The sequence below is a fragment of the Rhizobium sp. CFBP 8762 genome (assembly GCF_014841565.1).
Taxonomy (GTDB): Bacteria; Pseudomonadota; Alphaproteobacteria; order Rhizobiales; family Rhizobiaceae; genus CFBP-8762.
Genome location: NZ_JACYUD010000001.1, coordinates 1,003,345 through 1,022,784 on the forward strand (window position 1 = coordinate 1,003,345; position 19,440 = coordinate 1,022,784).

General features: G+C 61.8%; 19 protein-coding genes. 9 read left to right on the plus strand and 10 right to left on the minus strand.

Annotated elements, in window-relative coordinates; translation table 11 throughout:
* Positions 1-762: 762 nt before the first annotated feature.
* On the plus strand, positions 763-1,635 hold the full coding sequence (locus IFT84_RS04825; RefSeq protein ID WP_192117457.1) for a patatin-like phospholipase family protein: 873 nt from the start codon (positions 763-765) through the stop codon (positions 1,633-1,635).
* A gap of 123 nt (positions 1,636-1,758) precedes the next feature.
* On the opposite strand, the gene IFT84_RS04830 is transcribed toward IFT84_RS04825, so the two are convergent.
* Positions 1,759-2,610, minus strand: coding sequence for an SDR family oxidoreductase (locus tag IFT84_RS04830; RefSeq protein WP_192117458.1), 852 nt, complete (start codon positions 2,608-2,610; stop codon positions 1,759-1,761).
* Between the two features lie 619 nt (positions 2,611-3,229).
* A complete protein-coding gene (locus IFT84_RS04835; RefSeq protein ID WP_192117459.1) occupies positions 3,230-4,117 on the minus strand; it encodes a LysR family transcriptional regulator in 888 nt (295 codons plus the stop codon).
* Between the two features lie 89 nt (positions 4,118-4,206).
* Between IFT84_RS04835 and IFT84_RS04840 the strand changes: the two genes are divergently transcribed.
* Positions 4,207-5,199 (plus strand): NAD-dependent epimerase/dehydratase family protein, encoded by a 993-nt coding sequence (locus IFT84_RS04840; protein WP_192117460.1) that lies wholly within the window; start codon positions 4,207-4,209, stop codon positions 5,197-5,199.
* A 101-nt stretch (positions 5,200-5,300) separates the two neighbouring features.
* Here the strand turns inward: IFT84_RS04840 and IFT84_RS04845 are convergent, their stop codons facing one another.
* Positions 5,301-5,648 (minus strand): winged helix-turn-helix transcriptional regulator, encoded by a 348-nt coding sequence (locus IFT84_RS04845; protein ID WP_192117461.1) that lies wholly within the window; start codon positions 5,646-5,648, stop codon positions 5,301-5,303.
* Between the two features lie 135 nt (positions 5,649-5,783).
* Here IFT84_RS04845 and IFT84_RS04850 point away from each other — a divergent pair, with 135 nt between their 5' ends.
* Both IFT84_RS04850 and IFT84_RS04855 read left to right on the plus strand, forming a co-directional pair.
* The gene (locus tag IFT84_RS04850) at positions 5,784-6,347 is read left to right on the plus strand and encodes an FMN-dependent NADH-azoreductase (RefSeq protein WP_192117462.1); all 564 of its coding nucleotides are present in this window, start codon (positions 5,784-5,786) and stop codon (positions 6,345-6,347) included.
* Between the two features lie 45 nt (positions 6,348-6,392).
* Positions 6,393-7,262, plus strand: a complete 870-nt coding sequence (locus IFT84_RS04855) for a pirin family protein (RefSeq protein ID WP_192117463.1) — start codon at positions 6,393-6,395, stop codon at positions 7,260-7,262.
* Positions 7,263-7,612: 350 nt separating this feature from the next.
* On the opposite strand, the gene IFT84_RS04860 is transcribed toward IFT84_RS04855, so the two are convergent.
* A complete protein-coding gene (locus tag IFT84_RS04860; protein ID WP_192117464.1) occupies positions 7,613-8,242 on the minus strand; it encodes a TetR/AcrR family transcriptional regulator in 630 nt (209 codons plus the stop codon).
* Positions 8,243-8,425: 183 nt separating this feature from the next.
* Between IFT84_RS04860 and IFT84_RS04865 the strand changes: the two genes are divergently transcribed.
* From IFT84_RS04865 to IFT84_RS04880, 4 genes are all read left to right on the plus strand, one after another.
* Positions 8,426-9,244: an alpha/beta fold hydrolase gene (locus tag IFT84_RS04865; RefSeq protein ID WP_192117465.1), complete on the plus strand. Its 819-nt coding sequence runs from the start codon at positions 8,426-8,428 to the stop codon at positions 9,242-9,244.
* Positions 9,237-10,661 (plus strand): MFS transporter, encoded by a 1,425-nt coding sequence (locus IFT84_RS04870; RefSeq protein WP_192117466.1) that lies wholly within the window; start codon positions 9,237-9,239, stop codon positions 10,659-10,661. The genes IFT84_RS04865 and IFT84_RS04870 overlap by 8 nt, the downstream gene beginning before the upstream one ends.
* 62 nt (positions 10,662-10,723) lie before the next feature.
* Positions 10,724-11,872, plus strand: a complete 1,149-nt coding sequence (locus tag IFT84_RS04875) for an FAD-dependent monooxygenase (RefSeq protein ID WP_192117611.1) — start codon at positions 10,724-10,726, stop codon at positions 11,870-11,872.
* A 169-nt stretch (positions 11,873-12,041) separates the two neighbouring features.
* Positions 12,042-12,968 carry a LysR family transcriptional regulator gene (locus tag IFT84_RS04880; RefSeq protein ID WP_192117467.1) on the plus strand — a complete coding sequence of 309 codons (927 nt, stop codon included), beginning with the start codon at positions 12,042-12,044 and terminating at the stop codon, positions 12,966-12,968.
* A 344-nt stretch (positions 12,969-13,312) separates the two neighbouring features.
* On the opposite strand, the gene IFT84_RS04885 is transcribed toward IFT84_RS04880, so the two are convergent.
* On the minus strand, positions 13,313-14,122 hold the full coding sequence (locus IFT84_RS04885) for an SDR family NAD(P)-dependent oxidoreductase (protein WP_192117468.1): 810 nt from the start codon (positions 14,120-14,122) through the stop codon (positions 13,313-13,315).
* Between the two features lie 151 nt (positions 14,123-14,273).
* On the opposite strand from IFT84_RS04885, the gene IFT84_RS21680 reads away from it, so the two are divergent.
* The gene (locus tag IFT84_RS21680) at positions 14,274-14,543 is read left to right on the plus strand and encodes a winged helix-turn-helix transcriptional regulator (protein WP_342212827.1); all 270 of its coding nucleotides are present in this window, start codon (positions 14,274-14,276) and stop codon (positions 14,541-14,543) included.
* 345 nt (positions 14,544-14,888) lie between these two features.
* Here the strand turns inward: IFT84_RS21680 and IFT84_RS04895 are convergent, their stop codons facing one another.
* Genes IFT84_RS04895 through trbL form a run of 5 tightly spaced genes read right to left on the minus strand, consistent with a single transcriptional unit; the run spans position 14,889 to position 19,437 of the window.
* Complete coding sequence (locus tag IFT84_RS04895) at positions 14,889-15,122, minus strand: DUF2274 domain-containing protein (protein ID WP_192117470.1); 234 nt, start codon at positions 15,120-15,122, stop codon at positions 14,889-14,891.
* A 4-nt stretch (positions 15,123-15,126) separates the two neighbouring features.
* Positions 15,127-16,347, minus strand: a complete 1,221-nt coding sequence (locus IFT84_RS04900; protein ID WP_192117471.1) for a TrbI/VirB10 family protein — start codon at positions 16,345-16,347, stop codon at positions 15,127-15,129.
* Complete coding sequence (trbG, locus tag IFT84_RS04905; RefSeq protein ID WP_192117472.1) at positions 16,344-17,393, minus strand: P-type conjugative transfer protein TrbG; 1,050 nt, start codon at positions 17,391-17,393, stop codon at positions 16,344-16,346. The genes IFT84_RS04900 and trbG overlap by 4 nt, the downstream gene beginning before the upstream one ends.
* On the minus strand, positions 17,390-18,073 hold the full coding sequence (gene trbF, locus IFT84_RS04910) for a conjugal transfer protein TrbF (RefSeq protein ID WP_192117473.1): 684 nt from the start codon (positions 18,071-18,073) through the stop codon (positions 17,390-17,392). The genes trbG and trbF overlap by 4 nt, the downstream gene beginning before the upstream one ends.
* A complete protein-coding gene (trbL, locus tag IFT84_RS04915; protein WP_192117474.1) occupies positions 18,073-19,437 on the minus strand; it encodes a P-type conjugative transfer protein TrbL in 1,365 nt (454 codons plus the stop codon). Before trbL ends, trbF begins: the two co-directional genes overlap by 1 nt.
* Positions 19,438-19,440: the final 3 nt, after the last annotated feature.

Consider the following 19,440-nt stretch of genomic DNA (forward strand, 5'->3'; position numbering starts at 1 on the left):
AGGCGATTGAGAATGATAGATGCTGATACTGGAAGCCCATTCGAAGCGCCTTGCGGTGTTTTCGGGCTATAGCGTACACATCGGCGGGTTCTTCCTGACTGCTAGGTGCAGCATAGGGGCGAACAGGCGCTATTGGACAAGGTCGAAACGCGAGGGGCCCGCTACGAGGGGACGCATTCAGTAGACGCGACTCCCTTCAAAATCCGGTTCCGAAAGGAGTGTCGGTTCGATTCCGACCACCCGCACCAACTCCTTTATACGGTCGCTTTGGCAACGCGTTGGCGTCAGGCTCGGCTCGGCGGTCCCGGAGTAGAGTTTGTAACCGGCGCCATGCGCGCTTTCGACGGCGCGTTCTGAGCATGACGAGGTTGTCGAGCCAACCGCTGCCAGGCTCCCTGGTCAAATCGCTGGCCATACGCATCTGTGCCGACTGGCATGTGTGGCAGGGGCGAGCGCTGGTCGCTGATGACGCGACGTACGGCGTCGGCGGGTTCTTCCGCTGACGTGATTGGCCCGATCTGCGTGCCACCCCTCGAACGCTCGATTGGCAGATAGGACGGCCTACGTTATCGCGATGGCTCCCAACGTATTCCTATCGACAGCGTCGTGTGGGGGCGCGGCCGGCCCAACAGCAGCGCGACCGGGCGATCGACGCCACCCTCGTCTGGGATGATGCCGTCACTGCCGTAGGATGGGTGTCTTCCGACCATCCCCGTCCTATGCTAAACGAAGGCTATCTACGCTTAATGAGGTTCTCGCTGAATGACCAAGAAATATCCTGTGACGTTGGTTTGTGGTGGCGGCGGCCTCTGGGGGATTGCTTGGATGACGGGCCTCGCGAAGGGGCTTGCCGATCATGGCGTGGACATACGATCAGCCAGTATGTTCGTGGGAACCTCGGCCGGGTCCGTTGTGGGCGTGCAGATGACGAGCAGCATTTCAACCGACGACCTTTTCATTCGTCAGACACAAGTGTCCAAACAGCCTTATGAACGGGCGCCCACAGCGGGACGCCTCGAGTCCATGATGGAAGTTGTTCAACGTCCGTGGGACAATGACGAGGACCGCCTTCGAGCGGTCTGCAAACTGGCCGACGACGCAAACACCATCAGTACTGAGCAGCGCCGCCAAGATATCGTTGCACGACTCGGCCTCGTTGATGACGCTTGGCCGAAGAAGGGGCTGTTGATTACAGCGACCGACATGCGGACGCTCGATTTGCAGGTCTTCGATGCGAACAGCGGCGTCTCGCTTGTTGACGCTGTTTCGGCAAGTTGTGCCGTTCCCGGTGTGTGGCCCCCCACGCGGATAGCCGATCGCAAATTTATCGATGGCGGCTTTTGGCGTACGGCAGAGAACGCGCACTTGGCGGAAGGTTCGGACAGTGTGCTTATCCTGGCGCCTACAGGTCGCATCAACGGCGGAGAGTTGAGCAGGAATGTAGGATTACAATTTGATATCAAGCGCCTCGAAGAGCGGGGGTCTAAGGTCGCGGTCATCGCTGCCGATGATACCTCGCTAAACGCTATGGCGCCGGGGCCGCTCGATCCGGCTACACGGCAACCTGCTGCCGAGGCGGGGCGATTGCAGGCTGCCAATGAACTAGAACTTGCGCAACGTGCTTTTGGTTTTTAGCAATTAGCGTAAGAGTGCTCGCTTTCGGCTGGGTATTTCACGCAAGAGAGATTTACCCGCCACGGCACGCGCTCATTAGGTTGATGTAGCGGTGGGGGCAATACAGATCGCCCTGTTTCCCTCTTATACCTGTGCCTTCGCCAGCAGGCTCCCACCACCATCGACGCGCAGGTCGCAGCCAGTGATGAAGCTGGCATTCGGCCCAATCAGGAATTCGACCACGTTAGCGATGTCCATCGGGGTTCCCCAGCGGCTCACTGGCTGCGCGTCGAGCAGAGCCTTTGTCTGGGGGCTGGTTTCAGCTTCTCGGACCCCCATCGGCGTGTAGATCAGACCCGGGGAGACGGACACGATCCGGGCGCCACGCTTGCCCCACGCGGGGGCCTGCTGCTCGGCCAGCCGGATGACGGCACGCTTCGACAGCACATAGGCGATCTGCGATGCGATCGCCTCAGCCTCTTCGCCGCTCTTGACCGCGTCAAACAGGAAGGGTTCAAGGCTGTTTAGCACCGCGTCATCGAGGGGCTGGTCGAGCAGTCTGTCGGCGCCTGCCATGCCGGGATCGCTATGCCCCGCCATCGACGCGATGAGGATGGCTGCCGCGCCGGGACGCATCACCGTCTCGACAGCAGTCACCAGCCGCTGCGTCGCAAGGCTGTTGACGCTGATGATCTTGCGCCAGCCGGCCTGTGCCGGCGACAGCCCGGCGGTATGGACGAGCGCGTCTAGTCCTTCCCCATCCCTCACGGTGTCGGTTAGCCGGGACAGGAGCGCCGCATCGGCAAGATCTCCGGCCTCGGTCGCGAGTACGGTATATCCTTCATTCGTCAACCCGGCGGAGAGTTGCTCCAATGGTTCGGATGCGATGTCAGTCAGTATCAGATTCATAGTGGCGCCCAAGCGGCGGGCGATGGCTCTTCCCATACCTCCGCTTGCCCCGGTAACTAAAACGATCTGGCGGCGAGTTTGCAGCATATGGATTCCTTTATCCTCGTACGTTAGGTTCGTCTGTCGGCACGATAGGGACCGGGCCCCCGGCTCGCCAAAAATGGTCCTGCACGCGTTTTTCAGTGTTCATCATGTGCATGTAACTGAGCAGGCTGGCGTTTTCCTAGAGGCAGCAACGTCGCGCGCTCGGCAAAACCGATCGGTGTGGGGTGCAGCGACGAACAGCCCCGTTGTCCGGGACTACGAAAGGTGTCTTCAAGCTTGTGGCTGACGGCGGGGCCCGGTGACGGCACTGTCGACGTGAAAAATCGCATTGTGTGACCCGCCTATATTCTTTTCTTGTATTGCAAGTGCGGTAGAGATTGGTTTGCCGCAAGACGGCACAGTCTGGTAACCGCAGGCACATTCAGGTGACCGACCATCAGAGTTTCATACTTGTGCGTCGGTGAAGTCCGCATAGTCCAGGCGACAAGCCGAGGTCGCGCCGGTTCCGCGTCAGCACGAATGTCAGTTCCTGATCCTGCCAGGGGCGGTATCATGGGCAAAGACAACCTGGATGAAGAGCCGGGGGTTATCGTGCCATGCGTTTCAACACCCGGCATGCCGATGACAACAAGGCCAATTTCCCGGGCGTCGTCGAAAGCGGTCAGACTTCCTGTTCGGTGAAGCCGTTTCCAAGAGCGTCGAAGACCGCTCGGCATCGGCTGCTGGTACGCAAGTCCTCGTGCATCACAATCCACACCGGCAGATCGATCGCGAACTTCTCTGCCAGCACCCGGCATAGTGCCGGATCACGGCCGGCGATCCCGACCTGGCAGACGCCGATGCCAAGGCCTGCGCGTATGGCGGCACTTTGAGCGAGCGTGCTGTCCGCCCGAAGCGCAAAAGAGTTGCGGCCGAGGCCGGGAATTGCCCGCAAGACCGCACGGGAGGTCGCCGAGTCGGCGTCCATGCCAATAATGTCATGGGTCTGCAGGTCCATGATCGACGACGGCATGCCGCGCCGTTCCAGGTAGGTGCGGTGGGCGTGGAGGCCTAGCGTCACCTTGCCCACCTTGCGGGCTACCAGCGCCTGCTGCGTCGGCTCCACCATGCGGATGGCGATATCGGCGCGGCGTTGTAGCAGGTCGTCAACTGCGTCCGAGGAGATGAGCTCGATCGCTAGCTTCGGGTGGCGCTGCCGGAGCGCCGTCAGGATGGGGGGCAGGTGCTCGACGGCGACGACTTCGCTCGCCGTCACCCTGACCGTCCCCGCGATCTCGCCAGGGTCGGCGGACGCCGTGCGAAACAGCGCGGCCGAGGTAGCGACTAGGTCGTCCGCGTATGGGCGTAGCGCGAGGGCACGATCGGTCGGTGATAGGCCGCGTTGGGAGCGAACGAACAGGGCGCCACCCACAGCCCGCTCTAGAGCTTCGACATGGCGCGCGACGCTAGGTTGGGTGAGGCCGAGCACGCGCGCAGCACCTGACATCGACCCCTCGCGGAGCACGGCAGCAAAGGTGCGGTAGAGGTCCCAGCTCGGTTCAGAGTTCATCTATTTCCATATAGAGGACCATCGGAAATAGTCAATTTTCGATGGATCGTGACCATGGCACAATGCCGCCATTCAACGAGGAAATAGGAATGGAACGGATTGCTCTGGTGCTCGGCGCGACAGGCGGGATCGGTGGCGCGGTGGCGCGGCGGCTGCTCGTGTCGGGATGGACGGTGAGGGCGCTCGCCCGGCCTGACAGCATCGGCCGGCTGCCAAATGGCGTGCAGGCCGTGGTCGGAGACGCGCTGAACGCGGAGCAGGTTGCCTGCGCGGCCGTCGGGACTGAACTGATCGTCCATGCCGTCAATCCACCGGGCTACCGCGACTGGGACAATCTTGTGCTGCCGATGATCGACAACACGATCGTGGCGGCGCGAGCGAGCGGCGGGCGCATCCTGTTGCCGGGGACGGTGTACAATTATGGAAAAGACGCCTTTCCGACGATCGACGAGACCGCGCCGCAGCACCCTCAGACCCGCAAGGGCGCGATTCGGGTGGAGATGGAGCGGCGGCTGCGCGCCGCGGCGGAGGCGGGCGAGATATCGGCGCTGGTCGTGCGCGCCGGCGATTATTTTGGGCCGAACGCCGGCAATAACTGGTTCAGCCAGGGCTTGGTCAAGCCGGGCAGGCGCCCTCAGGCGATCCACAACCCCGGCAAACGGGGCATCGGGCATCAATGGGCCTATCTGCCCGACGTCGCCGAGACAATGGTACGCCTAATCGAGCGTGGAGAGCTGGATCGTTTTGCCTCCTTCCATATGGACGGCCATTGGGACGCGGATGGGACGCACATCACCGATATGATCGTGCGTATGCTCGGCGATCCTACAGTTCCCGTAAAACGACTTCCGTGGTGGGCACTCAGGATCGCCGCTCTGTTTGCCTCTACCCCGCGTGAACTGCTGGAGATGCGCTATCTGTGGAAGCAGCCGGTGCGCATGACCAACCATCGGCTGGTGGCGGCGATTGGCGAGGAACCTCATACTCCGCTCGAAGAAGCGGTACGAGCTACCCTGATCGACATGGGGTGCCTTGTCGACGGCGACGGAGTCAAGGACCGCGACCGTAATGCCGACTACTAAACCCGCCGCGGTCTACCCGCGGCGGACGTGAGAAGGTGTGGCGCGCCGCGTGCTTGGCCAAGAGACTTCAGGCTGACGCGGCAAAGCCCCGGCTTCTTGGCCTAGATCTTATTCTGCCCTGCCAGCGCCGCGTCGAACGCCTGCCTCGCAGCATCCACGGTTGCCCTGTTCTCCAAAGCCCATTCTCCCATCGCGCGGGCGGGCAGGAGAACCGACTGGCCGAGCTCCGTCAGGGCGTAGTCGACGCGCGGTGGGATGGATGGCGTCACCGTCCGGGTGATGAATCCGTCGCGCTCCAGACCGCGCACGGTCAGAGTCAACATTCTCTGGGAGACGCCGACGATGACGCGCTTCAGCTCATTGAAGCGGTGGGGTCGCTCTCCGAGCGCCGCGATGACCAGAATGCTCCATTTGTCTCCGACCCGCGCCAGCACCTCGCTGACCTTCATGCAATCGTCGACGGTATGGATCTCTGAGTTGTCAGTCACTTGGATGTGCCTTCGGTTACGCGGATGTGCCGCCTTGCGACCAGTTCTTCCCTAGCTCATCTTTATAGCAGACACAAAATGAGAGTGGGTTACAGAATGAAACTTCTGCATATTGATTCCGCGATCACCGGTGAGTCTTCCGTCAGTCGCCGACTGACTGCCGACGTCACCTCACGTCTTCGGCAAGCTCATCCGGACATCGAGGTTTGGTATCGGGACCTTGCGGCGGAACCGCTCGATCATCTCACACTGGCGGACATGCCCGCCCCCGGCGAGAGCACGGCCGTGCTCGATCAGTTTCTGGCGGCGGACGTGGTGGTGATCGGGGCACCGATGTACAACTTCACGCTGTCGACGCAGCTCAAGGCCTGGATCGACCGGATCCTCGTGGCAGGTAAAACCTTTCGCTATTCCGAAACCGGACCGGTCGGTCTCGTCCCCGAAAAGAGGATTATTATCGCGGTCTCGCGCGGGGATCGCTATGGCGTGGGTACGCCGTCAGCGCCGGCGGAACATCTCGAAACATATCTCCGCGTCGTCTTCGGCTTCATCGGCGTCTCGCCGGAATTCGTCATCGCCGAAGGCATGCTGATCGGCCCCGAAGCTCGGGATGCCGCCATCGATAATGCCGAACAGGCCGTCGCGGCGTTAGCCGTCTAGGGCTGTCCGTTGCCGCGTTCTTGACAACAAGCAAGGATCACAAAGATGACCATCGAGCGGCGGATTCAATCCGTTCGATCCGCCTCCCGGCAGGACATCGGTAACCTGTACACGCGAGCTGTCTTCTCGGTCTCCGATGAGCTTGACCCCTTCCTGTTGCTTGCCCATCATGGACCGCAGACTTTCCCCCCGGGCAGTTCCATGCCCGAGTTCGGTCCCCATCCGCATCGTGGTTTCGAGACGGTCACTTTCCTGCTGGCAGGCGATTCTATCCATCAGGACTCTGAAGGGCGGGAGGTCATAACCCACGCCGGCGGTGTGCAATGGATGACGGCGGGATCCGGTGTGGTGCACAGCGAGAAGTCGCCGAACGATTTCTGGTCGCGGGGCGGCGAGCTTGAGGTCCTCCAGCTTTGGGTCAACCTGCCGTCGCAACTCAAGATGACGGCCCCGCGCCTCGAAAACATTCAGCCGAACGATATCGTCGCTGTCCCGTTGCCGAACAATGCCGGCGAGCTAAACCTGATCTCGGGGCGATTTGGCGGGAAGACCGGTCCGGCGGATTCGCTGACCGGCGTATTCGCCTCGACCCTGTCTCTTACCGCTCGCGCGTTGGTGTCCCTTCCGACGCCGGCAAGGCGACGAGTCTTGTTCTATGTGATCAAGGGACGTCTTACGGTGGCCGACAAGAGCGTGAACGAGGGCGACCTGGTTCGGTTCGAAGACGAAGGGGAGATCATCGAGCTGACCGTTGACGAGGATGCCTTTGTTCTTTTTGCCCATGGCGACGTGATCGGAGAGCCTGTTGTCGCGCAAGGCCCCTTCGTCATGAATACCGAAGCCGAGATTAAACAGGCCTACGCCGATTTCCGGAGCGGCACCTTCGGACGGCTCTCGCGCGGAATGACTAGCTAAGCCTCAAAACTGCAGTCTCAAGCCTTCAGATCGCGGCGACGCTCATGAAGGGCGACGCCGAGCGCGGGCGCCACGCTGCCGTCAGGCGCAACGCTCGAGGCGGTGCAGATGCTACTTTATAAGCTGTTCGGCATCCGAGGGCTGAGACGTCTCAACGTGATCCTCAGTTGGAGAAGCGGGGGGATAGAAGTTGGCCTTGGCGCACGACGCCCATCGATCAACACCGTGCCCTACGCCTCACGCGACAACTAAGTGTCTAGCGTATGAAGACTACGAAGCAGTGGATCCTGATCCCTCCAAATTGTACGATAGAGTTCACCCTCTGAACGCCCGTTATTGGCGGTTTGACCCTATGGCTTGACCGTGTCGCCAGAGGTTTCAGGTGTCTCTGGTCGGTATTCTTTGTCTTGCAACCCCTTGAGCAGCAGATCCACCATTCGGATCGCGGACTGCTTCCACTCGGTGTTAGCGGTATGGTTTGCCACGCCCGCTATGGCGCGCAGCAGGTCTATCGGCTCCACCTCGATCCGATTGCCGCCAGTCTCAGTCGCACGGTCGACTAATGTCGTTATGGGAGGGGCGAGCCGGCCCGGTGTCCCGCTGTAAAGCGTATTTGGTCCGCCGATCAAAGTGTTCAGCGCCTCCGACATTCCATGCTTGGCATCGAGGAATTCTACGAACAGGAGCAACCATTCGCGCAGCGCCGTTATGGGCTCCCTCTCTGCCATCAGCTTCGCTGCGGCGTCGATGAGCGTGTCGGTCTCCTGCCGATACACCGCCTCGATCAGCGCGTCTCGGGTCGGAAAGTGGCGGTAGAGCGAGGCGATGCTGACGTTCGCCTCGCTTGCAATTCCCTCCAGACTGGCGGCTGCGCCGCGTTCTGCGAAGGCGGCTTTGGCGGCTGCGATGAGGCGCGCCCGATTGCGTTCTCCGTCCGCCCGTGGCCGTCGTGTCGAAGTGGAATGAGGCTCTTGGTGCATGTCCGCCGATTTCGCTTGATAAACGTAGGGACCCTACGTATATAAGCGTAGTCATCCTTTCGTTTAAGATACGGTGGCGCCGGCAAGATGCCAACCCCTCAGTTGAGAGTGCTGCCGTTCATCGAGATCGATGGCCGTTGTCTCGCGCCAGCTGGAGGACGTCGCGGAGACCAGGAGCAATAGATGTCATTCGTCGAAGTTGAGCAGTCAAAAGTGGCCTTTCGGGTCGATGGAACTGGACCAGGTTTGCTGTTGGTGCACGGCACCGGCGGCAATTCCGAGAGCAACTGGGGGTCCCTGGTCGCTGGTCTGGCCGAGACCCGCACGGTCATTCGTCCGGACTATTCCGGATCGGGCGAGACTGTGGATGACGGCAGTCCGCTGACCATTCCGATGCTGGCCGCCCAAACCGTCGCAGCTGCAGAGGGGGTCGGCGCAACTCCCTTCGACCTCGTCGGCTACTCGCTAGGAGCGGCGATCGCAATCTACATAACAGCTGAATATCCCGATCTCGTGCGCTCTGTAACTTTGATCGCCGGGTTTGCCGACAGCGCAGATCCTCGGCACAGGCTTGAGATGGAGCTGTGGCGGGATTTGATCCGCACGGATCGGCGGGTAATGGCGCGACTGCTTTTGCTTACCGGGTTCAGCCCTGACTTCCTCTCTCGAATGGACCTAAACACAACGCTTCAAATCGTTGAGGAGATCGTCGCAAAAAACAACTGGGAGGGCATGGCGCGACAGGTGGAGCTGAACCTGTCGCTTGACGTACGCGACCAGGCGCAGCGCATCACAAAACCCGCATTCGTTATCGGATGCACGCATGATCAGATGGTCCCACCGGCCCATGCACGTGGCCTCGTGGATATGATTCCCGACGCCCGCTATCTGGAGGTCGAGACCGGCCATCTCGCAACAATGGAACGACCAGAGGAGATCGCCCGGCTCGTACTCGACTTCGTGAACAGCGATCTCGGAGCTGGGGAGAAGCACCATGGTTGAAGATCGTCTCGTACTCGGCAGGCGTGGTTTCGGCCTTTTCCTCATCGCCTTTGCCCATCTGATCATGGCGATTGACTTCACCATCGTCTATGTCGCGTTGCCTCAGATCGGAATTGACCTCGGCTTCTCCGAGAACGGCCTGCAATGGGTCATGCATGGGTACACGGTCGTGTTCGGAGGTTTCCTGCTCCTGGGTGGACGGGCTTCCGATCTTCTCGGGCGCAGGCGCGTGTTCATCGGCGCGCTTGTCCTCTTTGCGGCCGCGTCATTGCTGGGTGGCCTCGCGACGTCACCAACGTTGATTGTCTTGGCGCGGGCCGTCCAGGGATTGGGAGCGGCGCTGCTCTTCCCGTCCACTGTAGCGCTTGTAAACGTGCTGTTTGCAGAGGGGCCGGAACGCGTACGTGCGCTAGGAATATGGGCCTTGTTCGGCTCATGCGGCCTGACACTCGGGTCGCTGATCGGAGGCGTGCTTGTAAGTCTGTTCGGCTGGCCCTCAGTTTTCCTGGTGAATGTTCCCCTTTGCCTCCTGACGGCTGCAGGCGCCCTTCTTGCGATACCTGTCGATCGACCCTCGCATGCCCAGCGCAGTTTTGATCTGCCGGGAGCCCTGACCGCGACGGTGGGCGCGACGCTTCTCGTCTACACGATCGTCCATGCCGGCCAGGCCGGTTGGGCCACGCCATCGACGGCTGTTCTGGCACTCCTGGCGGTGTTCGCGCTCCTTGCCTTCGTGCGTATAGAAGCGCGCGGTCGCGACCCACTGATGCCGTTGCGCTTCCTGAAAAGTCGCAACCTGTGCGTCGGAATGGCGCTGACGGCGCTCTACATGGGCACCTTCTTCGCGTTGCCGTATTTCGAGACGCTGCTGTTCCAGGATGCATTCGGCTATTCGCCCATGCAGACCGGGCTCGCGTTTCTGTTGCCATGCATTGTCCAAGCCGCCGGAACGCAGATCGGCACGCGCATGACCAACAGGCTCGGTGTGAAGCCGACGATCATTGTGGGATTCGTAATTGGTGCCGCGGGGACGGCCCTCATCGCGGCATGGCTTGTTCCTGGCGCCGGTTATGTCGATCTCATCGTCGGCTTGCTCATCGGCAGCCTCGGGCAAGGAATTGCATGGGGACCTATCTGGATAGCGGTCGGGTCCGATATCGCCGATGAGGAGCAGGGCGTTGCCTCGGCTATGGCATCGACAACATTCCAAGTCGGCGGTGCAGTTGGCTTGGCGCTGCTGATCGCGGTTTCGTCGTTCTTCGTTCATCCTGGCACAACCGGGGCCGAGGCGATGATTCTAGGCATTCGTTACGCGATTGCGGCAGCAGCTTGTGCGGCTCTCGTGGGCGCGGTCCTCGCTCTTCTTCTTCGCCCGCAACGAACTCCGACACAAACCGTGCCGCTGACCGAATTTTGATTTGGTTTGCCTCGTGCCAGCGTTTGAGGAGCTAGCGCATGATCGAACAATCCAACCACACGATGAGGCAAGGTACCAGCGACGATCTTTTATCGTCCAAGTCAAACAGTAAACGCGACACTGCTCGTACCACAGTTGTCGTCGTAGGTGCTTCGCTTGCCGGACTGATGAGCGCCCTAGCATTGTCCAGGCTCGGCCTGCATGTGACGATGCTGGAGCGCTCGGATCGGAAGTCGCGCACGGGCGCCGCCCTGGAGGTCAGCGAGGGGCTCCTCGAACGCCTGATCGGCCGACATGGGAATGTCGGCACAGATACTCTTCCGTCAGGTGCGCAAGCTTGGAGCGACGTCCATGCCGGTCTGCGCGCTGCGGCCGAGGCTGATCCCAATATCTGCATTCGATCACCGGTTCGCGTGGCGCTCGTGGATCAGGATGAACGGGGCGCATGGGTGGTAGCGGAGAATGGCCAAGTCGTCGGCGGCGACATCGTCGTGGGCGCCGATGGTCACGCCAGCGTCGTCCGTCGTCATGTCGCGCCAGAGCGTCCCTATGCCAAATTTGCCGGCTACCTGATCTGGCTCGGCCTTGTGGATGAGCATCCGATAAGGTCGAGACCGTGGCCATCCAACCTCGCGATCCTGTACGAAAGAAACTATTGCCTCAACGCGTACTATCTACCTGGAGCGGGCGGCGCCCTCGGCGCTGGAAAGCGGCGGATTGGCTGGGGTTGGTACGACGCGGGACAAAATGACCTTCTGCGTGGAACCGGCTGCCTTGTAGGCAATATTGTCAAGCGCACACTGCGGCCGGATAAGGTTCCAGGATCGACATTCGATCGATTGGCCGCTGAAGCGCGGAAGATTTGGCCTGACCCCTGGCGCGAAGCCATCCTTCACTGCGTTGAACGGCGCGAGGTGATCGGTACGCCGGTCGCAGAATATATGCCAGAGAGGCTAGCTCGCGGGCGTGTATGTCTGGTTGGCGATGCCGCCCACGTACCTTCGCCCATGACCGGCAGAGGTTTCGCCGCGTCGGCCCAAGACGCACTTGCGCTCGCTGAGGCACTTGAACGTGACATGTTAGTGAGGGGCGTGAAGGATGCGCTCGGCCGCTATGAGGGAAAGCGGCTCAAGGCCGCCCGAGATCTCGTTATGTCCGGGCAGAGCTTCAGCCGCTCGTTTGTCCGCGACCATATGGGTTTCTATGCTTAGTCAAGCATGCATGGGGCTGCGCTTGCCCTCGCTGACGTGCTGGCTTGGCTGTTTAATTTCCGGGCCGGTCTGAGCCGGTGAGCGCTGAAGCCTCAAGCGTATACGCTGACATACCGGCTCAACATATTGCGCCTGCCCGGCGGGTTCAGAACGCGTGCAGCGGAGTTTCATGCCGAATTTGCTACTAGATTTGCGCTATTTAAGGTGCGCTCTCTATGCCTCTCAGTTGGGTAGCTTTCGGCGTGCCGCAGAGTCTCTTGGACTTCCTCAATCTTCGCTAAGCAGAAGAATACAGTTGCTTGAGCACCGCCTCGGATTTCCCTTGTTTGAACGACGTAGAACAGGGGTTATGTTGACGCGGGCGGGCGCAACCTTTCTGGAGAATGCTATCCCGGGCGCCGAGCATCTTGATTTTGCTGCTCGGCGTGCTTCGGTGATCCACCGAGGTGGCTCTAGCGAAGTTCGTGTCGGAATCGTTCCCTTGCTAGCGGGTGAACGACTGCGGCGGGTGTTGAGGGTATTCAAGGAGCAGCATCCGGGCGTGAGCGCTTTTTTTACCGAAGGATCTCTTCGTGAGATCCGTGACGCTGTGACCATAGGCAAACTCGATATCGGTTTCGTGTTGGGCGATCTCGATCTGCCAGCCTGCCATTCGCAAGCACTCTGGATCGAACCAATAGCCGTGGTTTTGCCGGTCAAGCATCGACTGGCTGAGTGCAACAATGTTAGCTGGGCTTCGTTAGATGATGAGACCTTTCTCGTGGGGCGCCGTGGACCTGGTGCTGACATTCAGGAATTATTGCTCTCCAGAACCTTCCGACAATGCATTCGGCCTCGCGTCGAAATCCACGACGTCTCACACACCAGCCTGGTTGACATGGTCAGAATGAACTACGGAATTACCATCGCAAGTGCCTCGTATCTCGTTAAAGATAGCGCAGGAGTCGTTAGCCGACCTCTGGAGGGAGAGGCTGAGGCGCTAACAACTTCCGCCTTATGGCGCCAAGACAACGCTAATCCTGCGGTGCCCCACCTAGTGGCGGTGGCTGAATATCTCCAACGAAACGAGACTGCGGGATCTGCTTGGTTCGAATAACGGCAACCGCGGGGTTACGCAGTCAGTCATGTTCTTGGCGGTAGGCCTCGGTCGCCGAGTTCGGACGAAACCAAAATCGGTGCCGATGAGACGGGTGCAGGATAGCCGCAATGGGTTTGCTGGGCCCGTAAGCGGCTGTCGTCAGCGATTGCGCCGAGCGCAGCTTCGTCATCATAATCCTCCATAAGTCCAAGCGTAGCGTCTCACGTTAGATCACGCGGACCGGGAACCCAGGCCGGATCGCGAGTGCAGGGCAAGTTCGAGTTGACGACAGACGCTCTGCTGGTCTGCGCCGCTGATGGTGCCCGCAGTGCACGTACATGCCTTGCCGCGTTGTCCTCGATCTAGGCTGTCGGAAGCATTCCGCCATCCAGGCGGATGTTTGATCCCGTTATGTAGGCCGCCCGAGGACTCGCAAGGAAGCAAATGGCATCCGCGATTTCCTCCAGGGTTCCGACGCGGCCTGCCGGAACCTGGGCAAAGAGCGGCAGCACGGCCCGCTCCACCTCTTCCCAGGGCGCATCGCGAGCTATCCCCCTTTCCGCGGCGGTCTCGCGGAACTTCATGTCCAGTTTGGCGCTGTGGACCGTACCGGGGGAGACGGTGTTGACGGTTACTCCCTCCGCTGCGACCGCCTTTGCCAATGAGGCGGTCATGGCGATCATCGCGGCCTTCGCAGCTGAATAAGCCGGGTTTGCGGCGGGCGGCATCATTCCTGCAAGGCTCGATATGTTGATGATGCGGCCCCATTTCGCAGACCGCATTTGCGGCAGCAGTGCGGTCGTGACACGAACCGCCGCGAGCACGTTTCGGTCATATGCCGATGCCCATGAGCCGGGAGACGTGATGCGCCAATCCTCGCCGCCCCCCGAACCGCCCGCATTGTTGACGACTATGTCAATGCGGCCAGCAAATGCGCGTGCATCGGTGACCAAGGCATGTACCGCTTCGTCGACTGTCAGGTCGCCGGTCACGATATGGGCCCGACCACCCGAGGCGATGATCTGCTGTTCCACGCGCTCGGCCTGCGTCCTGTCACGGCCATGAACAACAACGATGACGCCTTCCAGCGCCAAGCCCTTGGCGACGGCCTCGCCGATGCCTTTGCTGCTGCCGGTGACGAGGGCGACCCTCCCATCCAACTGTAAATCCATGATCCGCGTCCTTATATTCACTGGGTTCGGATGTAGGAGGCACGCAATAGATATCGCAATAACGCACCAAAAGGTGCCTGTCCAAATCCTCGATAAAGCGGAATGCCTTGGCCCCAATGGGGCTGTGGCCCTTGTAACCCAGACCTTGCGCATGATCGGCGGGCGCTGGAAGCTGCCGATCCTTTTTCGCCTTTACGATAAGACCGCCATGCGAAGTTCGCAATTACTTCGGGATATTCCCGGGATTTCGCATAAAATGCTGACGCAACACCTCCGAGAACTCGAGCAAGACTGCCTTATCGACAGAAGGGACCTCGGGGAGCAGCCGCCGCATGTGGAATATCGTCTCACGGCTAAAGGGAACGATCTCATACCTGTGCTGATGGCGGCACGGCAGTTCTCGGAAAATTATCAAACCTGAACAGTTTACTGCGGCGGCATCCAACCAGTTGGGCCAAGGGGAATCGCTTAGCCGGCTGGCTCCCTTCAGCATCCTTGAAATAATTCACCCCTGGCGTGACATCATCCGTATGGTACGCTCGCCGATATCGGGCGGGCGAACTTGCTCGTCGTCTTGCTCATACACATTTCACCATCTCAAGAGGTGGAGCCTCCTGCAAACCAAAGACGGCTTATTCCTTCCGGTGGCCGGAGAGGCCATGTACTTCGAGCCACCGGGCGCTGGCAGGCAGCCAACACCAATCCAGGCTTACAGCACCTGCCTGCTCGGGCAGAGCAGCTTGTATATCCCCCGCAGGATCGAGCGTTACGCCGTGGAAACCAGTTGTGTCCGTTTGGCCCGCGCAAATCCCCTGTCTGTCGCCATGAAACGCTGTACCATCGGCGCAATTAGTTTGCTGGGATCCGGAATACGCTGGTCCGATTGCTTCTCTAATAGCTCCGCATAGGCGACCAAGTCGCGGTGTACGGCAGCAGGGAGTTCGACCGTGACTTTTAGCGGCTTGTCATTCGGAAGGATACTCAGTTTCAGCGTTACCATACGTTCACTCTCCATAAGGTTCGAGGACTAAGTCGCGCGTAACGATCACCCTCACGGGGAAGCCCGGCCGGATCGTCAGGGTCGGCGCGATGTTGAGCTGACGCCGCACAATTTCTTGTCCGGCGTCATTGATGGTATCTTGCCCGCCATTGCGGATTGCCTGGATCAGGCGATCATCATTGTCGACGGCGAGTTCGGCGCCGACGCTCAGCAGCGTCGAAAGGCCTGCCGCCTTGGCGAGATCCCACCAGTGGTAATCAACACCGTCCTGTAGACCGGCAAACCCTTCCGCGTCCGCGCCTGGCTGACGCTCGAGAATAATCGAGCGTCCGTTCGGGAAGATCAGTCGGTTCCAGACGAGCAACACGCGACTTTGGCCGAACTGTACGTTGTTGTCGTACTGGCCGATAACGCGCGTGCCTTGCGGCACGAGAAGGATACGTCCGGTCGGGCTGTCGTAGATGTTCTCGGTGACCTGGGCGGTGATCTGGCCCGGTAGGTCCGACCGGATGCCGGTGATCAGTGCGGCGGATATCACCGCGCCTGCCTGGAGGATGTTCGGCGACGCTGGCGCAGCAACGCGATCGGGCGCGATCGTCCTGCGATCGGCCGCCGCGTTCAGAAATGCGTTCTGGCGGTCCTGCGCTGAGGGTGTGGCCGGCGGTGGCGCGAGGCCAAGGCTCGCCAAATCCGGCGCGGGCGGGAGTGCTGGGGAAGTTTCCGCCGCGGCGGGAGCGCCCCGGCTTTCCGATCCGGAGAAGAGACGGCTGGTCCGCGCGGTCTCGATCTCCTGAAGGCGGCGCTGCTCTTCCGCGCTGATACCGGGATTGGGCGTGGCGATGCCGGGGGTGGGCATCGGCTGCCCACGATCCTGGGTACGGAGGATCGGTCGGCCGAGATCGCCGGGAAGTGGCGGCCCGAGCTGCGGCACGCCACTGTAATCTCGCGGGAGCCCAGCAAGGCCGTCCGCTGTCGAGCGGTTCTCGGTTGAATAAATTTCCTCGTTGGGCCGGCCGCTATCGCGGGTCTGGAGCGCGTAGATCAGGGCTCCGCCGAGACCGACGCTGGCGACCAGGCCGAGTCCTGCCAGAACCTTCCGAGACAGCCGCGTCACGCGCGGCGGCTCGGCCCGCAGCCGCATCGGCGCTGGACCGGCGGGCTCGCTGGCCAGCGGCTGCGCATCGTCGTCCGGCACTTCCTCATTCCGGGGCGGGTTCTCGCTCACGAGGCCGGCCTCCCATCGGTGCGGGTGATTCTGACGCGCCGTTGCCGGTCGCCGGAGCCGAAGCGCAGCTCGGCCGCCGCGAAGAGCCGGTCGACGATCATGTGGTGGCCGCGAACGCGGTAGTTCACCAGTTCGGAGGTATTGCCCTCCGGGCCGACAACGAAGAGCGGCGGCATCTCGCCCTGGCCTATGCCGCGCGGGAATTCGATGAAGACCTGGCGGCCATCATCAAAGGCGCGCAGCGGCCGCCATGGCGCTCGGTCGCCTTCGATCGCATAGCGGAAGTTGACGTTGGCGAGGTCGACGCCGGATGCGATCGGCTGCGCGGCTTCAGCTTGTTGGTTCTGGCGGCGCAGCGCGATGAGCTGGTCCTGCGGATACTGCCAGGACACCGAGGCCATATAGGTCCGCTCGGTCGAGCGAAGCTCCATATGGTAGGTGCGCAGGTTGGTGTTGATGACGAGGTTCGTCATCAGGTCGGGCCGCGTTGGCTTGACCAGGATATGGATCTGCCGTGTCGCCCCCGATCCGCTCTCGGTGTCGCCGATGATCCAGCGAACCGTATCGCCGGCGGCGACCGGTCCGGAGCCGACGAGCTGCTCGCCGGGCTGCAACGCGATGTCGGTGATTTGCCCGACGGCAGTGTAGACCTGATAGAGCGCTCCTTGCGTGAAGGGGTAAACCTGCATCGAGTTGATGAAGCCGTCGCGCACCGGCTGGATGCGGGCTGCGGCATTGGCCTGGTTCACCCGCGCGGTCGGATCTGTCGGCTCGGGCGCGCGCCGTGAAGGCTCCACGCGCTGCAACTGGCCGGGCAGCGGCAGAGGGCGCGGCAGCTCGACCACGGTGACGGGCGCAGGCGGATCGACGGTCTGCACGGCCGGGGCCGCATTGTCGTAGGAGATTTCGGGCGGCGGATTGGTGGTGGCGCATCCGGCGAGCGCGGTCGTCGCCAGCAGGACCATCGGGATGGCGGCTCTGCGGAGAGACGGAAATAGGACGATGTGTGAAGCCGGATTTCCGGCTTTACGGAAAGACGGCTTCATTGCCCAAGCTCCCGTGACCAGTTGATGGCGTTGACGTAGATACCGAGCGGGTTCGCTCTGAGCCGGTCGGCATTTCGGGGGATCTGCACGACGATCGTCAGGATTGCGGTCCAGCGCGTGGTCTCGGCGAGCTGGCCGTTCTCGTAGCGGCGCTCGACCCAGGCGACGCGGAAGCTGTCGGGCGATGCGCGGATCACGCTGGAGACGTCGACGGCGACCTGCTGGCGGCCGACGCGCGTGAACGGGTCGTTGGCGCGGGCATAGTCATTGAGCGCCATGGCGCCGCGATCGGTCGTGAAGTCGTAGGCGCGCAGCCAATTTTGGCGGACGATGATGGCGTCGGCCGGAATGCTCCGGACCTGCTCGATGAAACGCGCGAGGTGGAAGGCGATCTGGGGATCGGTCGGACGGTAGTCGGCCTCGGCAGGCGCCACGGCCTGCGCCTGGCCGAGCCGATCGACCTGCACCACCCATGGCACGATCGTTCCCCGCGCCGACTGCACGACGAGTGCAGTGGCGAAGCCGGCCGACAGGATCAGCGAACCGAACGCCATCGTTCGCCAGTTCTTGGCCTGCACACGCGAGGCGCCGATGCGTTCATCCCAGACCTGGGCGGCGCGCTGATAGGGCGTTTCCGGCTCGGGGGCTTTGCCATAGTGGGTGGAGGGTCGTTTGAACATCAGCGATCGCCTTCGGAAAGATTGACGGAGGAGCCGCCGCCATGGGCGTCGCCGGAGCGGACGGCGTGCGCGGTGGCCTGGACGGCATGGGTCATGTGCTGCGAGCGGCGCATCCGCTGTGCCCAGGCAGGGGGACCGCCGGCGTTCGCGGAGCTGGCGGCAGCGGGGCCGTCACCGGCCGCGTCACCGCCGATCGAGCCCGCGGTGGACGTGCCGCCCGTCGCCTCGAAGGCGGCCTTGCCGCCTGCGTTGAAGCTGGATCGCATGCTTTCGGCGGCGCGCGAGGCGGCGCGGCGCAGTGGTGAGACGGCGGCGCTTCCGCCAGCGCGGACAACGCCGCCGAGCCCGGATGCAACGCCTGCGGCGCCGGACTGACCGGCAGCGCCGAGGCTGTAGGCGGTGGATGCACCGCCAGCCATTGCCGCGCCGCCACGGGCGGTGGCGGCAGCGCCACCGGCCAGCGCGGCGCCACCCGACGCTGCGGCGCCAACCGCGCGGCCGGCCAGCGCGACCATGCCGCCTGCGGCCAAGCCCGTGCCGACCGCCGCGCCGGCGCTAAGCTGGGGACCGCCGGAGACGATGCCGCTCGCGATACCGGGGCCGAAGATGCCGAGGCCGAGCAGCGACAGCGCGGCGAGCACGATCGCCATGGCTTCATCGATCGAAGGATTCTGGCCACCGAAGCCGGACGTGAACTCGGAGAAGAGGGTCGAGCCGATGCCGATGATGACGGCCAGCACCAGCACCTTGATGCCGGAGGAGATGACATTGCCGAGCACGCGCTCGGCCATGAAGGCGGATTTTCCGAAGAGGCCGAACGGGATCAGCACGAAACCGGCCAGCGTCGTCAGTTTGAATTCGATGAGCGTGACGAAGAGCTGAATGGCGAGGATGAAGAATGCGAGCAGCACCAGCGCCCAGGCGAGGAACATGCAGGCGATCTGGATGAAATTCTCGAAGAACGACCAATAGCCCATGAGGCTGGAAATCGAGTCTAGCAGCGGCCGTCCGGCGTCGAGCCCGGTCTGAGCGACCTTGCCAGGGCGTAGAAGATCGGCGGTCGTGAAGCCGGTGCCGCTGGCCTTCAGGCCGAGGCCGGCGAAGCTCTCGAAGATGATGCGAGCGAGGTTGTTCCAATTGCCGATGATGTAGGCGAAGACACCAACGAACAGCGTCTTCTTTACCAGCCGCGCCATGATGTCGTCGTCGGCGCCCCAGCTCCAGAACAGCGCCGCCAGAGTCACGTCGATGACGATGAGCGAGGTGGCGATGAAGGCGACTTCGCCGCTGAGCAAGCCGAATCCGCTGTCGATGTAGCGGGTGAAGACCTCGAGGAAATGGTCGATAACGCCGGTGCCGCCCATGAT

Excerpts from the sequence above, each read along its gene's own strand:
- IFT84_RS04825 (WP_192117457.1), top strand. The coding sequence starts at position 763 with ATGACCAAGAAATATCCTGTGACGTTGGTTTGTGGTGGCGGCGGCCTC.
- IFT84_RS04830 (WP_192117458.1), bottom strand. The coding sequence starts at position 2,610 with ATGCTGCAAACTCGCCGCCAGATCGTTTTAGTTACCGGGGCAAGCGGA.
- IFT84_RS04835 (WP_192117459.1), bottom strand. The coding sequence starts at position 4,117 with ATGAACTCTGAACCGAGCTGGGACCTCTACCGCACCTTTGCTGCCGTG.
- IFT84_RS04840 (WP_192117460.1), top strand. The coding sequence starts at position 4,207 with ATGGAACGGATTGCTCTGGTGCTCGGCGCGACAGGCGGGATCGGTGGC.
- IFT84_RS04845 (WP_192117461.1), bottom strand. The coding sequence starts at position 5,648 with ATGAAGGTCAGCGAGGTGCTGGCGCGGGTCGGAGACAAATGGAGCATT.
- IFT84_RS04850 (WP_192117462.1), top strand. The coding sequence starts at position 5,784 with ATGAAACTTCTGCATATTGATTCCGCGATCACCGGTGAGTCTTCCGTC.
- IFT84_RS04855 (WP_192117463.1), top strand. The coding sequence starts at position 6,393 with ATGACCATCGAGCGGCGGATTCAATCCGTTCGATCCGCCTCCCGGCAG.
- IFT84_RS04860 (WP_192117464.1), bottom strand. The coding sequence starts at position 8,242 with ATGCACCAAGAGCCTCATTCCACTTCGACACGACGGCCACGGGCGGAC.
- IFT84_RS04865 (WP_192117465.1), top strand. The coding sequence starts at position 8,426 with ATGTCATTCGTCGAAGTTGAGCAGTCAAAAGTGGCCTTTCGGGTCGAT.
- IFT84_RS04870 (WP_192117466.1), top strand. The coding sequence starts at position 9,237 with ATGGTTGAAGATCGTCTCGTACTCGGCAGGCGTGGTTTCGGCCTTTTC.
- IFT84_RS04875 (WP_192117611.1), top strand. The coding sequence starts at position 10,724 with ATGAGGCAAGGTACCAGCGACGATCTTTTATCGTCCAAGTCAAACAGT.
- IFT84_RS04880 (WP_192117467.1), top strand. The coding sequence starts at position 12,042 with ATGCCGAATTTGCTACTAGATTTGCGCTATTTAAGGTGCGCTCTCTAT.
- IFT84_RS04885 (WP_192117468.1), bottom strand. The coding sequence starts at position 14,122 with ATGGATTTACAGTTGGATGGGAGGGTCGCCCTCGTCACCGGCAGCAGC.
- IFT84_RS21680 (WP_342212827.1), top strand. The coding sequence starts at position 14,274 with ATGATCGGCGGGCGCTGGAAGCTGCCGATCCTTTTTCGCCTTTACGAT.
- IFT84_RS04895 (WP_192117470.1), bottom strand. The coding sequence starts at position 15,122 with ATGGTAACGCTGAAACTGAGTATCCTTCCGAATGACAAGCCGCTAAAA.
- trbG (WP_192117472.1), bottom strand. The coding sequence starts at position 17,393 with ATGAAGCCGTCTTTCCGTAAAGCCGGAAATCCGGCTTCACACATCGTC.
- trbF (WP_192117473.1), bottom strand. The coding sequence starts at position 18,073 with ATGTTCAAACGACCCTCCACCCACTATGGCAAAGCCCCCGAGCCGGAA.
- trbL (WP_192117474.1), bottom strand. The coding sequence starts at position 19,437 with ATGGGCGGCACCGGCGTTATCGACCATTTCCTCGAGGTCTTCACCCGC.